Here is a 14,040-nt window from a genome sequence, read left to right as displayed (position 1 = left end):
TGCCGAACCCGCTCACACACCGCCGACAAACGGCGATTCGTGACTGCGGAGTACAAGTTCTTATGCCGTTTTGTCCGTTTATCGGCCGCTCGCCACACACGATACTGCGCACCATCCGGCGCGTGGCGCCTCACTCGACAATTCGCACGAACATGAACCGATACCCAGGATTGAAGCGCGTCGCTCGACGGGCCGTGCTTGCCGCCGTTCCGATGGCCGCGCTCCTCGCGTTGTCCGGCTGCCAGTCGGACGACAAGGCGGCGGCCGCGACGCCGAGCGTGATCGTCAGCCCGCCCGTCGCCCGCGACGTCAACGACGTCGACGTCTATACCGGACGCTTCGAAGCCGTCGATACCGTCGACGTGCGCCCGCGGGTGAGCGGCTATCTCGACAAGGTAGCGTTCCAGGACGGTGCGAACGTTCGGAAGGGCGACCTTCTGTTCGTCATCGATCCGCGCCCGTATCAGACGGCCGTCACGGCCGCGCAAGGCGCACTCGAACGCGCGCAGTCGCAACTGAAGCTGAGCCGGCAAGATTTCGAACGGGCCAGCGTCCTGATCAGGACCGACACGATCGCACAGAGCCTCTACGACCAGCGCCGCCAGGCCGTGCAAAGCGCACAGGCTGAGGTAACGAGCGCACAAGGCGCGCTCGAGCGCGCACGGCTCGACCTGTCCTTCACGCGCATCGTCGCACCGATGTCCGGCCGCATCAGCCGCAAGCTCGTCAGCGAAGGCAACCTCGTGAAAGGCGGCGACAGCGACGCGACCGTGCTGACGACGATCGTGTCGCAGGATCCGATCGATATCTACTTCGACGTCGATGAACAAAGCTACCTGCGCTACACGCGCGAAGCGCAGAAAAGCGGTAGCAATGCGTCGTCGCGGCAGGTCGCGATCGCACTGCCGGGCGACGCACAACCGTCGCTGACGGGCACGATGGATTTCGTCGACAACCGCCTCGACAACTCGACCGGCACGCTGCGGCAACGCGCGCGCGTCTCGAACCCGGATCGGCGTCTCAGCCCCGGCCAGTTCGGCCGCGTCTACCTGTCGAGCCGCGTCGCGCATCATGCGCTGCTGGTACCCGATTCGGCCGTCGCGACCGACGCGACGCATCGCGTGCTGTATTTCGTCGACGCGAAGGGCACGGTCGCGATCCGCCCGGTGACCCCCGGCCGCCTGCACGGCAACCTGCGCGAAATCGACGCCGGGCTGAACGCCGGCGACCGCGTGATCGTCGACGGTTTCCAGCGCGTGCAGGCCGGCGACAAGGTCAAGGCCGTGCCGCGCGCGATCGATGCAACTAATACGGCCACGTTGGCCCAGGCAACCGACAAGGCCAACGGCACGACCGGGAGCGCGCAATGAACCTCGGCCGCTTGTCCGTCCAGCAGCCGGTGCTCGCGATCGTCCTGTCGATCGTAGTGACGATCGCCGGTGCGTTGGCCTATTTCTCGCTCGCGGTGTCCGAATACCCGGACATCGCGCCGCCGACCGTCGTCATCCAGGCAACCTATCCTGGCGCGTCTGCGGAAACCGTGTCGCAAACGGTATCGACACCGATCGAGCTCGAAGTGAACGGTGTCGAGGACATGCTGTACATGTACAGTCAGGCAACGTCGGACGGCAGCCTCAACATCACCGCGACGTTCAAGCCGGGCACGGATGTCGACAAGGCGCAGGTGCTCGTGCAGAACCGCGTCGCGCTGGCGACGCCGCGCCTGCCGGAGCCGGTGCAGCGTAGCGGCGTGTCGGTGCGAAAATCGTCGCCGACGCAGCTCGGCACGATCTTCCTGTACTCGCCGGACCAGCGCTACGACCCGCTGTACGTGTCGAACTACGCAATCCGCAACGTCGCGGACGTGCTGAAGCGTATCGACGGCGTCGGCGACATCAACCCGCTCGGCGCGCGCGAATACTCGATGCGCATCTGGCTCGATCCCGAGCGCGTCGCGTCGTTCGGCCTGAGCCCGAGCGACCTGATCGCCGCGGTGCGCGCGCAAAACACTCAACTCGCGGGCGGCGTGGTCGCACAGGCGCCGATCACGAACCAGGCATTCCAGCCGAACCTGATCTTCGAAGGGCGGCTCAAGCGCCCCGAGGACTTCAGCAGCATCGTCGTCAAGCAAGGCAAGGACGGGCGGCTCGTGCGGCTGAAGGACGTCGCGCGCGTGGAAGTCGGCGCACTCGCATACGCGACCGACAGCTACATGCTGCGCCACCCGACGATCGCGCTGCAAGTGCTGCAGCAGCCCGGCGCGAACGCGGTCGCGACGATGGACGCGGTCGAGAAGAAGATGGCGGAACTGAGCAAGGACTTCCCCAAGGGCATCGTCTACAACATCGGCTACAACCCGACCGCGTTCATCGGCGACAGCATCCACGAACTGGTCAAGACCATCTACGAGGCCGTCGTGCTCGTCGTATTCGTCGTGCTGCTGTTCCTGCAGGGCTGGCGGCCGTCCATCATCCCGATCCTGTCGATTCCGGTGTCGCTCGTCGGCACATTCGCGGCAATGGCCGCGCTCGGTTATTCGATCAACAACCTGACGCTGTTCGGCCTCGTGCTCGCGGTGGGGATCGTCGTCGACAATGCGATCGTCGTCGTCGAGAACGTCGAGCGACACCTGTCGACCGGTGCAGGGCCGCGCGACGCGACATTGTTGACGATGAAGGAAGTCGGCGGCGCCCTGTTCGCGATCACGCTCGTGCTTTGCGCGGTGTTCGTGCCGACCTCGTTCATTCCCGGCATCTCGGGCCAGTTCTTCCGCCAGTTCGGCGTGACGATTGCCGTGTCGACAGCGATCTCGTTCTTCACATCGGTGACGCTCGCGCCTGCGCTATCGGCCATGATCCTGAAAGCGCATGCCGACGAACACGATTCGGCCGCGCCCGTGTCGCGGATTGCCGCGTTGTTCGCGCCTGCCATGCGCGTCGTGCAGCGCTTCGCGAACGCGTTCAATCGCGTGTTCCAGCGCCTGTCCGATGCGTATGGCAGGCTGGTCCGGAAAGTTGTGCGAATTATCCCTGCGATGGCCGCACTGTACGTCGTACTGATCGCCGCGACAGGCTATCTGCTCGTATCGAGCCCGAAGGGCTTCATTCCGGCGCAGGATCGCGGCTACCTGGTCGTGCTCGTGCGGATGCCCGACGGGGCGACGCTCGAACGCACGAGCGCGGTCGCGCGCAAGATCGAGGACATCGCACTGTCAGTGCCGGGGGTCGCCCGCGTGCCGGTTTTTTCCGGCGTCAATGCGGCGACCGGTACGAATTCGTCGAACAGTGCCGGGTTGTTCCCTGTATTCAAGCCGTGGCCGGAACGCAAGACGCAGGGACTGACGATCGAGAAGATTGCAGCCGAGATGCGTCAACGGCTGGCAAGCGTCACGGAAGCGTCGATCGTCGTCGCGATGCCGCCGCCGGTGCAGGGCCTCGGCAGCACAGGCGGCTTCGCGATGCGACTCGAAGACCGCAACGGCCTCGGCACCGCCGCGCTCGCCAAGGCGACGCAGGAGCTCGTCGCCGCCGCCAACCGCACGCCCGGCATGGTCGGCGTCTATACGCCCTACTCCGCAACGAGCCCGCAGGTGCATGTCGAACTCGATCGCGAGAAGGCCGAGATGCTCGGCGTGCCGAGCCAGGAAATCAACGACGCGGTCGAAACGTATTTCGGCTCGACCTACGTCAACGACTTCAACATCGTCGGGCGCACCTATCGCGTCACCGCGCAGGCCGACCTGCCGTTCCGCGTCGACGCATCCGATCTCGCTCGGCTGAAGGTGCGCAACCGCGACGGCGACATGGTGCCGATCGGCAGCGTGACACGCATCGACGATATGCTCGGCGTCGATCGCGCGCCGCGCTACAACCTGTACCCCGCCACGGAAATCAATGGCGATACGGCACCGGGCCTCGGCTCCGGCTTCGCGATCAAGACGATGGAGACGCTCGCCAAACAGGTGCTGCCGCCCGGCATCTCGTTCGAATGGACCGATCTGTCGTACCAGGAGACCACGGCCGGCAACACGGGGCTGCTCGTGTTTCCGCTGTGCGTGCTGCTCGTGTATCTGGTGCTCGCCGCGCAGTACGGCAGCTGGAGCCTGCCCGCATCGATCCTGCTGATCGTGCCGATGTGCCTGCTTGCCGCATCGCTCGGCGTGCGCGGGCTCGGCCAGGACGTGAACATCCTCACGCAGATCGGCTTCATCGTGCTGGTCGGGCTTGCCGCCAAGAACGCAATCCTGATCGTCGAGGTCGCGCGGCAGCTGGAGGCCGACGGCATCGAACTCGTCGACGCCATCGTCGAAGCGTGCGTGCAGCGGCTGCGCCCGATCGTGATGACGTCGCTTGCGTTCATTCTCGGCGTCCTGCCGCTCGTGATCTCCGAAGGTGCCGGCGCAGAAATGCGGCAGGCGGTCGGCGCGGCCGTGTTCTTCGGCATGATCGGCGTGACGTTCTTCGGGCTGCTGTTTACGCCCGTCTTCTATGTAATGGTTCGCCGGCTCGCGATGCGCAAGACCGCTGTCGCGGCCGTCGCGACGGAGGTGGTGCAATGAAGTTCATTCGACTAGTGGCCGTGCTGTCCGCGGCGGCCGTCCTGACCGCGTGCACCAGCGCGCCGGTCGCCGACGTCACACCGCCGCCGCTGGCTTCGACGTATGCGAATGCGGATCTGTCGGCCGGCGGCCCGGCGGCCGACACCGTCGCATGGTGGCACGGTTTTCACGATCCGATTCTCGACCGGCTGGTCGACATGGCGCTCGCGAACAACCTTGACCTGAAGGCCGCGGTCGCACGCATTGACGCGGCGCGCGCGGTACGGATCGGCGCGGCGTCGCAGTGGCTCCCGTCACTCGACCTGAATGCGAGCGCCGGCCGCCAGCGGCAATCGGCATCGCAAGCGTTCCCGACCGATACGCCGACGATCGGCAACGCGTTCGATCTCAATGCAAGCCTTGCATGGGACATCGATATCTTCGGGCGCATCCGTCAGGGTGTGTCGGCCGCCGACGCGGACATCGCGTCCGCGCAGAACGATGCGGCGGCCGTGCGGATCGCGACGATCGACGAGACCGTGCGTACCTACGTGACGGTGCGCGGCCTCGAGCAGCGCCTGGCACTGGTCGAGGCCAACGCGCTGAGCCAGCGCAGCACCGAGGAATCGACGCGGCGCCTGTTCGACGCGGGCGTCGTACCGATTGCCGACGTCGACCGCGCCGCCGCGCAGACGGAGACGACGCTGGCCGAACTGCCCTCGCTGCAACTGCAGCGACAGGCAGCGATCCACCGGCTGTCGATCATCAGCGCATCGACGGTGCAGGACACCTACGCGCAACTCGATCCGCCCGCGCCATGGCCGACATGGTCGGCTCCCGCGCCGGGCATCGGCACGCCAGCCGACCTGCTGCGCCGGCGACCGGACGTCCGCGCAGCCGAGGCGCGCGTCGTCGCGGCCTATGCGCGGATCGGCGTGGCCGAGGCCGACCTGAAACCGCACTTGCAACTGATCGGCGTGATCGGTGCGGCAATCGATGGCTTCTCGGGTGCCACGCTCGCGCGTTCGCTGGCATGGATGGCCGGCGCCGGCGCCAGCGCGCCGCTGTTCGACGGCGGGCGGCGGCGCAGCGTGGTCGCGTTACGCCGCGCAGAGGCCGATCAAGCGGTCGCCGCCTATCGCACGGCGATGCTGACGGCAGTCAGCGACGTCGAGACGTCCGTCGCGGCGACCGCCCGCAATCACGGTCGCACCGAACGCCTCGAACGCGCGGTGGCGAATGCGCGCGGTGCTTATACGCAGATCAACCGGTCGTGGCGCAGCGGTGAATCGGCGTTCATCGATACGCTGGAAGTGCAGCGCTCGTTGCTCATGGCCGAGGATGCGCTCGCGCAGGCACGGACCGACGAAATGCTCAGCAAGGTCAGGCTGATGAGCGCGCTGGGGCAATAAGTGCATGCGTCCGGATCGATCGATGCCGCACATTGACCGATATACGCAAAGGGCGACGGATTCGATCGAAGCCGAACCCGTCACCCTTTGTTTCCTGCGTGACCGATCACGCACGGGCCATGCTCAGTCGATGTCGCCGACGTCCTTCAACTGCGCGCTGACGTAGTCGAGAAAGCTGACGATCCGCGACGATAGCGTCGCGTTGCGATAGAAGACTGCATGGATCGGCTGGCGGAATTCGATGGTGTCGTCGGCGAGCAATTCGACGAGGCTGCCGTCGCGACGATGCGTGCCGGTCATGTAGTCTGCCAGGCACACGATACCGGTGCCATTAAGCGCCAGCGTCAGCAGCGTCTCTCCGCTCGATGCCTGCAACGCCGGCTGAACTCGATACACGTTGCCGTCCGCGTTACGCAACGGCCAGTGGTTCAGCACCTCCGGCTGCACGAAACCGAGCACGGTATGGTTCGCGAGGTCAGCCACGCCGGCAGGCACGCCGGCCTTCTCCAGATAGCCCGGGCTGGCGAGAATGCGTAACCGACTGCCGCCGAGCTTCCGCGCGTGCAGCGTCGAATCGCGCAACTCTCCGATCCGGATCGCAACATCAGTGCGCTGTTCGAGCAGGTCGATGATCTCGTCGCTGGTATGAAGTTCAACCTCGATCGCCGGATACGCGTCGCGAAACCCCGGCATCATCGGTGCGATCACGTGCTGCATGAAGGGCATCGCAGCATTGATCCGCAGACGGCCCGCCGGCATTTCGTGCTGCCGCGCGATTTGGTCCTCGGCAAACTCGACCGATGCAATGATGTCTCGCGCATGGTCGAGAAAAACGTTGCCCTCTTCCGTCAATTCCAGCCGACGCGTCGTGCGTCTAATCAGCGTCGTATCCAGTTTATCTTCGAGACGCCGCAGGACGCGGCTCATCACAGAGGTCGGCTGATGCAATCGGTCCGCTGCACCTGTCAGCGAACCAATGTCCGCGATCGTCACGAACGCGAGCATTTCGTCTAGTGTGGTCTTCATGGGAGGAGAATCAGGCACCAATCGTAAACCGCTACGATAGTGTGGCTTTGTTCCGCTGATAACCATAAGTCGAAGCGAATCACATTTGATTTCCAGTCAACAAACTCGATGAAACCCGGATGTCCGAGGTGTATGGAGTTTGTGATCGGCGTGCATGCCTTCGCGTTCCACCAGGGCGTGCAGGCGGAGGTAGTCGTACCGACGACGCTCGTACGCCGGCTCCACCAGACGCGGCGCCAGCAATTCGTTCTCGTGGTCCGGCTGCTTGTTGTCGTGCAATACGCTGCGAGAAAGCCCGGCGGGCCGGCGTCGCGGCGCTCGGAGATGCCGACCTTCTCCCGAATCGCCGCGACCGTCTCCCTTTTTGACCTGCGGGCTCGGTGCTTTCCCTTGACGACTCCGGCTGGCCCTGTTTGCCGGGGCCACGCCACTAGGCGTCCAGCCCCTTCTGTACGTACCGCGATAACGGCAGTGTCAGCAAAAGGATTGACGCCAAGGCGAGCAGCGCGGTTGGGACACCCGCAATGTCGCCCAGACGGCCGAACAGGACCGGCGACAGAGCGCCACCGCCGATAGTGCCCGTATAGAACAACGCGAACGCCTGCTCGCGCTTGCCGGCCCCCGCCAGTTCAGGCACGACCCCGTAGAGCACCGACGACGTCCCGTTCAGCGCGAGTCCCAGCAGCGGCAGAATCGCCATCATTGCGAAGAGTGGCGAGAACACCGCGACCACGATCAGCAGCGACGTGGCGGACTCCGTGAGCCACACTGTCTTCATCATCCCGATCCGCACGCCCAGATAGCCGCAGAACAGCTTTCCGAATGCACCGCCCACGAACAGCAACGTCAGCGCGAGACCGATACCGGCGGTGCCGGCACCCTTGCTTTTCAGCAGGAACGGCAGGAACGTCAGAAAGCCCATCCGCACGGCACTGTCGAGGGTGCCGGTCGCGAGCAGCGCGCGCAAGCCGCCGGACGAACCGCTGCCGATGGCCGCTTTCGGTATCGTCTCGCGCGCCGCATGCGGCGCGCCGCGCGACGGAATCAGCCACCACAGCAGGCCTGCTGAAACCACGCCAAGCACACCGATCAGCGTTGCGCCTGTGCGCCACGTCACGACCGTCAACAAAAGGCCGATCAGGCCTGGTATCAGCGTCTTGCCGATGTCGCCGGAGAAGTTGTACTGGGCCAGCGCCTCCTTCACGCCCCCGCCTGCCTCGTAAGAATCGGTGACCATCGAGGACGCGAGCGGGTGCTGCGTGCTCGCGCCCAGTCCACCCAGCACCAGCGCGACCAGCAGCACCGCCAGCCCGGCGGCCTGACCGGCGATCAGGTAGGCAACGCCTGCGAGCGCGGTCCCCGCCACCAGCATGCGCTCCCGCCCCCATCGCCGCGCTGCCCGACTCGCGAGCAACTGGAAACCCGCCATCACGCCGGAATAGAGCCCGCGTAATAGGCCGATCTGCACGTAATTGATAGCGAACTGCACTTGCCAGATCGGCAGCAGCACGTAGATGACGTCCGTCAATCCGTCGTGTACGGCGTGCGCGACGCATGCGGCCACCAGCGAGCGGCGACGGGACGCATCGGGGTGATGCCGGATCCCCAAAGAGGCTTCGCTTTTCAAATCGCTCATTTCGTCTATTGTTGTGCGCAATGTCGGTTGCGTGCGCTGTAACTCGTGGGGGTGATCTGCTTGAACAATACTGCTGCTTGAACGGGTCGGGCGTCAGGTATGACAGACTCGAATGCCGTCTTGCCTTCGGCGGTCCAGCACAGCACTTCGCGTTCCCGCGCCGTCAGCACGACGCTTGCCGCCGGCGCGAGCTTCGGCACCATGAGGCCGCTCATCAGCGAATGTGACAGGTTCGCGAGCCAGTGGGTCTGCAGCGTGAGCATGTTGATTTCGGCAGGCGTGAGGCGATCCGCATGGCGCGCGATGCTCAGCAGGCCGAACGCGCCGCGCGCGGCCCAGCTCAACTGCGCGATGCCGACCGACAACCCGGCCTCACGCGCATCTTCCCACAAAGGGCATGGCGCGACCTCGTCAACGTCCGGCCAGACGACTTCGACACGGATTCCGTAACAGCAGGACTCGCAAGGGCAACGCCACGCCAAGCGCTCATCGGCAATTATCGCGGAATCCGGCGCGGCGATCGCCAGGCCTGACTGCCTCACATGGATATTCCAGATATCTCGGCGAACGATATTTACCAGCCCATCACTTTCTTACAAAAATAAATGAAAATCCTTTAATGGTATAAATTTTACGATACGAAAAGGATAGACGGCATCTCTCTTTTAAGAGTATCGCGATTTTTTTATAACAAGCAGGTGGCTCATTATGCAGCGCTGCACAACCGTGCAGTTGACCATAAGGAGCTTAAAGTGTACGAACATTACGAAGGGAAATCCAAGTCGAGCGTTGGCGAAGTCTCGCTTCCGGCATTCGTTGCCGAACGTGTCACACGCTATTATCGCGAACGCGTTCAAGAGAACTGGAACGGTGGCCATATTATGCGAGGGCGTATGCCTGGCCTCGACGCGTTGCATTTGTCGAGCAACGATTATTTGTCGATCGCCCGACACCCCGATATCCTCGAATCGATGTGCGCAAGCATAAAGTCTGAGGGCAATGGGATGCTGATGTCCGGCATATTTCTGCACGGTGCATGTCCGTTGCTTGAGCTCGAAGACAGGTTCGCCCGCTTCATGGGCTCGGAATCAGCCATACTTTGTCAATCCGGCTATGCAGCGAATACCGGCTTGCTTCAGTCAATCGCTTCCGCTGAAACGCCCGTATACCTCGACATGATGGCCCATATGTCGCTATGGGAAGGCGTGCAAAGCTCAGGCGCGAAAGCTGCCGCCTTTGCCCATAACGATGCTGACCATCTCGCGCGGCAAATCCGTCGTCATGGACCTGGCATCGTAGTCGTCGACTCGATCTACAGCACGAACGGCAGCGTTTGTCCGTTGGCCGACGTCGTCGACGTGGCGACAACGGCCGGCTGCGTGCTAGTCGTCGACGAATCACATTCGCTCGGCACGCATGGGCCGGATGGCGCAGGGCTCGTCGTCGAGTTGGGGCTGACCGATCGTGTGCACTTCCGCACGGCGAGTCTCGCAAAAGCGTTCGCTGGCCGCGCGGGCGTGATCAGTTGCTCGAGCCGATTTCAGGAGTATTTCAAGTTTGAATCGCGTCCGGCGATCTTTAGCTCGACATTGCTTCCGCATGAAGCCGCCGCCCTGGAGGCCACGATCCTCGTGATCGAAAAGGAAGCGTGGCGGCGCACGCAGGTCGCAGAAAATGCACGGTACCTGCGCGAGCAACTCACGCGACTCGGTTATAACCTTAATGGGAGTGAAACTCAAATCATCGCACTCGAGTCCGGCACGGAACAACGGACGATCAAACTACGCGACGCGCTCGAGTCGCATGGCATTTTCGGCTCGGTCTTCTGCGCGCCTGCCACGGCGAAAAACCGCGCGCTAATCCGGCTCTCCGTTCATGCGGCACTTACTCACGACGAGTTGCGGCGGATCGTCCAGGTCTGCGAAGCGATTCGCGATGAGGTCGAGCTCGATGACTGGCCGTCAACACAGCGGATGTACGCCAGCGCACGCGCGATCGACCGGATAGCGGCCGTCAGGCAAGCAGTGTAAGCGACATAAACGCCTAAGCGTCAATCACATTGATGCGGGGGATTCACGCCAGTGAATCCCCTTTTTCATCCATATGTCGATCAAGGCGGTCGAGATAGTCGTCGTAGGAAACGACGGAACCCAGCTCGAGGCCAGGCGGATTCTTGATGACGCTGCACGTATAGACTTGCTGGCCTCGCACGACCGTCGCGGAATGCATGTACGGCTGCCACGACGCGCACCCGATCGGATAGTACCCTTCCGAATCCGGAAAGTAAGGCGCACGATGGCCATTGTCGAGCTCGGCGAGAAACGCGGCGGGCGCGCCGCGCTCGACGGCGATTTCGCGGGTCGCGCGCAGCGCATCCTCGGTGTGCACGAGAAGCAGATAAGGCGTACCTGCACTATCGAGCATCACGAGCCCCGTCGGGCGCGTTGACAGGTAATGCTCGACAATGCCGAGCTCGCGAAAGATTTCCGTCGCCTTCGCGGCGAATGCCGGATCAGCCAGAAACCGGTACTCGGACAAGCCGAGCGTCTCGATGACCGTGCGTTGCGTCTGGTGCAGATACGCACGCTTCAGCTCGTCGATCGCTTCATTGAGGACGGGAACGACGTGAACATCCTGTTTACGAATGAACCGGTCGATGAGGCCTTCGTTGAAGCTCTTGACGGCCAGCTGTTCATTGGCCTTCCCGGTAAGAATGATCTTCTTGATGGCCGGATTGACGATGCGTCGGCAGACTTCCAGGCCGTTCATGCCCGGCATGTCATAGTCGACGACGACAACCGACGTCCTCTCGAATCGCCGCGCGTTGTGCATTTGGCGTCGGATCGCGTCGATCCGAATTGCGATCACCTCGTGGGCGTCACTCTGTTCCGTCCGATCGTGATAGCGGCAGAGGAAGTCTTCGGCGGTGAGCGGCTGGATCGCTTCGTCGTTGATAACGCTGATCGCGCGCTTTGCCGAATGGAAGAAGCGAAATGCCAATTGTGTGTCGAGCTGCAAGCTCAGATTGGCGAGAAAGGATGCACTGTCGTCAATGAAGCCGACCGTGGTCGGGAATGCGAAGGGTTCGATCATGATCATTAGGGCAACGGAAAGGTCAGTACAAACTGTGTGTACGCGTTCTTTGTCGACGTGCACTCGATCGTCCCGCCGATTGCCCGCATCACATCACGACAGAAGGCCAATCCGATTCCGGCACCGAGCGAGACATCATCGTTGATCACCGAAGAGGTGCAAAAACGCGTAAAGATGTGGGGCAGCGCGTCGGGCTCGATTCCCGACCCGTTATCGCGAAACACAAGACGGTTCGCTCGCTCCGAGCGGTGGAGCCGAATCGAAATGTTGCCATTGTCGATGCCGCTCAACGAGCGCAGCGCATTTTTGATGAGATTGAACAGCACGTGTACGATCAGCGTCTCCGAACCGTGAAATTCGAAGTCGTCAACGAGATCACAGCGGATTTGGTCGCGCTCGACTCCGCGGAACGGGTAGCGATGCAGGGTCGTTTCAACACAGCGCGCGATTGAGCAGCGCTCGGCCCCTTGATTGAAGCCGCCGGTAAAACGCGCATTGACGAGTAACATGTCGATCACCGAATTCGACAGCAAAGCCTCTTGTTCGATCCGTTCAAGCACGCCGTGCATCGACGACAGATGCGCGAAGCGGATTTTCGGAATGTGAAGGCCGCTGCGCTGCGCGAGGTCGTAGCTGGCGAGCAGCTGAGGCAGAAAGCGGCTTAGTCCCGCTGCGCCGGCACGGATCGCCAGGAGCGGCGTGCGAAGCTCATGCGCGACGCTGCCCGCGGTGGCGACCATCGCGCGCTCTTGCTCGAATCGAATGCGTGCCGTGTCGTAGTTGGCTACGGCACCGATGAGGATCGCGAACGCAAGGATAGCGAGATGCGAGAAATATGGCGTATCGAGATGAACTGGCGTCGTAGTCAGGCAATAGGCGACGACGGCCAAGCCGACGCCCGCGACGAAGCTGAGCAGCAGCATGAGCCAGTCGAGCAGCAGCACCGCCACGAACGCGGCGATCAAGCTGCTCTCGACCCAAACCTGCGAGCCATCATTTTTCAACAACATGAACGTGAAGAAAAATGGCAGAGCATAGAGAATAATGGCGTACCAATAGTAGGGTAGAAACCCGCGCACGACAGCCGGCCAGCGGTGATGAAACAAGACGGGCAGAAAGAGTATCGATCCGATGAGCCGCAGCGATAGATTCTCGTAGCGTTGCGGAAAGACTTCGTGCCAGATGTAGTAATAGAGCGGGAAGCCGATAATGGCGACGATCGCGAACGGACGCAGGCGCCCCTCGACATATTGCATATTGCGCAATGCCGGTTCAAACGCCTTATGGATGCTGCGCTGCAGCGAATTGCTTCGGCGCTGAACGTGCATGCTGCTTCTCTCTCCAAATTTGTGTTTTTGATATGCCTTCAGCCCCATTCGCCCCTCGTCGAAATTTGAAGAATTCAGGCATTGGCAAATATACTGGCTTCCTGCAGTTCCCTCGCCAGCATGCTATCAGCAAAACCTCGCAACAAACGCCCCTCGCAGCTGATTAGTCGGCACCGGCAGAGCTTCTGCCTCGGCCGACGAGTGTTGTTGCCGATTGATTTTAGAAGCCAGCGGCGTTTTTACCCTTCGACCCACTTTAGCGTGGGTATCTCGATGGTCGACAGGTTACGCCACGGTCCCGGCGAATGCCAAGCTGCGTGAGGATTAGTTAACACACTCGTATTGACATAGATCGGCAGCTTCGCGGCCAGGCTTGCCACACGTGGCCACGATGGCGCTACCCGGTCAGCTTCGTTTCCTTGTCCGCATACTCGCCCGGCAGGCAGGCGCAGCCGCGTTGCGCTTGCCAGTGCGCGTGTCCGCGATCGTCTGCAGGCGCTCATGAATATGCGAAGCTTCGCATATTGCAGAGGTTTTTTTGGTTAGCGGTCGCGGCAACACGCGAAGTAGCTGAAGGTCGATTCGGTCTGCGTGAAGTGCAGCATCATCAGTCGGATCGTCGCGTCGTCCACATACACCAGCAGCGTGCAGGCCGGCGTCCGTTCCTCGAACCATCGATGATCGCTGCCAGTCGATCTGGCGCAACGCGCCCAGGCACGCCCGGCGCGCCCTCGGCTGGAAACCTTGGATGGACGCTGCCGGCGCGGAATCCACAGGCCGGAAGCCATCACCAGTGTACGAATCGATCATTGCGCATCCAAAGACACTCGCCGTCACAAATGATAAACACATCGCCGTTAATCAATGGCATTACAACAAAAACGACAGCAACAATCAAATCGAATATTTAATAAAGTAAATTATGACCGTCGTTGTCGCTCCGCTCCACATCGCTCGTTCCGCTCGAGCAGCGCTCCGCCCCGTTCTCCCTCTCTCCCCAAGCGCACT

Annotated in this window: 8 protein-coding genes and 3 pseudogenes; 4 read left to right on the top strand and 7 right to left on the bottom strand. The window is 62.3% G+C overall.

The features are described 5' to 3' along the window. The first annotated feature begins 152 nt into the window (after positions 1 to 152). Genes FPJ27_RS01430 through FPJ27_RS01420 form a run of 3 tightly spaced genes read left to right on the top strand, consistent with a single transcriptional unit; the run spans position 153 to position 5,949 of the window. Positions 153 to 1,370: an efflux RND transporter periplasmic adaptor subunit gene (locus FPJ27_RS01430; RefSeq protein ID WP_204421144.1), complete on the top strand. Its 1,218-nt coding sequence runs from the start codon at positions 153 to 155 to the stop codon at positions 1,368 to 1,370. Beyond that, the gene (locus tag FPJ27_RS01425; protein ID WP_204421143.1) at positions 1,367 to 4,558 is read left to right on the top strand and encodes a multidrug efflux RND transporter permease subunit; all 3,192 of its coding nucleotides are present in this window, start codon (positions 1,367 to 1,369) and stop codon (positions 4,556 to 4,558) included. The genes FPJ27_RS01430 and FPJ27_RS01425 overlap by 4 nt, the downstream gene beginning before the upstream one ends. Continuing rightward, on the top strand, positions 4,555 to 5,949 hold the full coding sequence (locus FPJ27_RS01420) for an efflux transporter outer membrane subunit (RefSeq protein WP_204421142.1): 1,395 nt from the start codon (positions 4,555 to 4,557) through the stop codon (positions 5,947 to 5,949). Before FPJ27_RS01425 ends, FPJ27_RS01420 begins: the two co-directional genes overlap by 4 nt. Positions 5,950 to 6,072: 123 nt before the next feature. On the opposite strand, the gene FPJ27_RS01415 is transcribed toward FPJ27_RS01420, so the two are convergent. The 4 genes and pseudogenes from FPJ27_RS01415 to FPJ27_RS01400 all read right to left on the bottom strand — a co-directional run. Next, a complete protein-coding gene (locus FPJ27_RS01415; protein WP_204421239.1) occupies positions 6,073 to 6,975 on the bottom strand; it encodes a LysR substrate-binding domain-containing protein in 903 nt (300 codons plus the stop codon). 138 nt (positions 6,976 to 7,113) lie between these two features. Continuing rightward, a pseudogene (locus tag FPJ27_RS01410) lies at positions 7,114 to 7,373 on the bottom strand (IS3 family transposase); the annotation flags it as partial. A gap of 32 nt (positions 7,374 to 7,405) precedes the next feature. Beyond that, a complete protein-coding gene (locus tag FPJ27_RS01405) occupies positions 7,406 to 8,611 on the bottom strand; it encodes an MFS transporter (protein ID WP_204421141.1) in 1,206 nt (401 codons plus the stop codon). 113 nt (positions 8,612 to 8,724) lie between these two features. Continuing rightward, positions 8,725 to 9,042, bottom strand: a pseudogene (locus tag FPJ27_RS01400) (autoinducer binding domain-containing protein); the annotation flags it as partial. Between the two features lie 321 nt (positions 9,043 to 9,363). On the opposite strand from FPJ27_RS01400, the gene cqsA reads away from it, so the two are divergent. Further along, positions 9,364 to 10,641, top strand: a complete 1,278-nt coding sequence (gene cqsA, locus FPJ27_RS01395; protein ID WP_204421140.1) for an alpha-hydroxyketone-type quorum-sensing autoinducer synthase — start codon at positions 9,364 to 9,366, stop codon at positions 10,639 to 10,641. A gap of 43 nt (positions 10,642 to 10,684) precedes the next feature. Here the strand turns inward: cqsA and FPJ27_RS01390 are convergent, their stop codons facing one another. From FPJ27_RS01390 to FPJ27_RS01380, 3 genes and pseudogenes are all read right to left on the bottom strand, one after another. Beyond that, the gene (locus tag FPJ27_RS01390; RefSeq protein ID WP_204421139.1) at positions 10,685 to 11,710 is read right to left on the bottom strand and encodes a response regulator; all 1,026 of its coding nucleotides are present in this window, start codon (positions 11,708 to 11,710) and stop codon (positions 10,685 to 10,687) included. Then, positions 11,710 to 13,080 carry an ATP-binding protein gene (locus tag FPJ27_RS01385; protein WP_239483161.1) on the bottom strand — a complete coding sequence of 457 codons (1,371 nt, stop codon included), beginning with the start codon at positions 13,078 to 13,080 and terminating at the stop codon, positions 11,710 to 11,712. The genes FPJ27_RS01390 and FPJ27_RS01385 overlap by 1 nt, the downstream gene beginning before the upstream one ends. Positions 13,081 to 13,595: 515 nt before the next feature. After that, positions 13,596 to 13,859: pseudogene (locus FPJ27_RS01380) on the bottom strand (ISNCY family transposase); the annotation flags it as partial. Between the last annotated feature and the right edge of the window lie 181 nt (positions 13,860 to 14,040).

The sequence above is a fragment of the Burkholderia sp. MS455 genome (assembly GCF_016899445.1).
GTDB lineage: Bacteria > Pseudomonadota > Gammaproteobacteria > Burkholderiales > Burkholderiaceae > Burkholderia > Burkholderia pyrrocinia_C.
The sequence above is the reverse complement of the archived record's forward strand: the minus strand, read 5'-3'. Positions and strand labels throughout refer to the sequence as shown.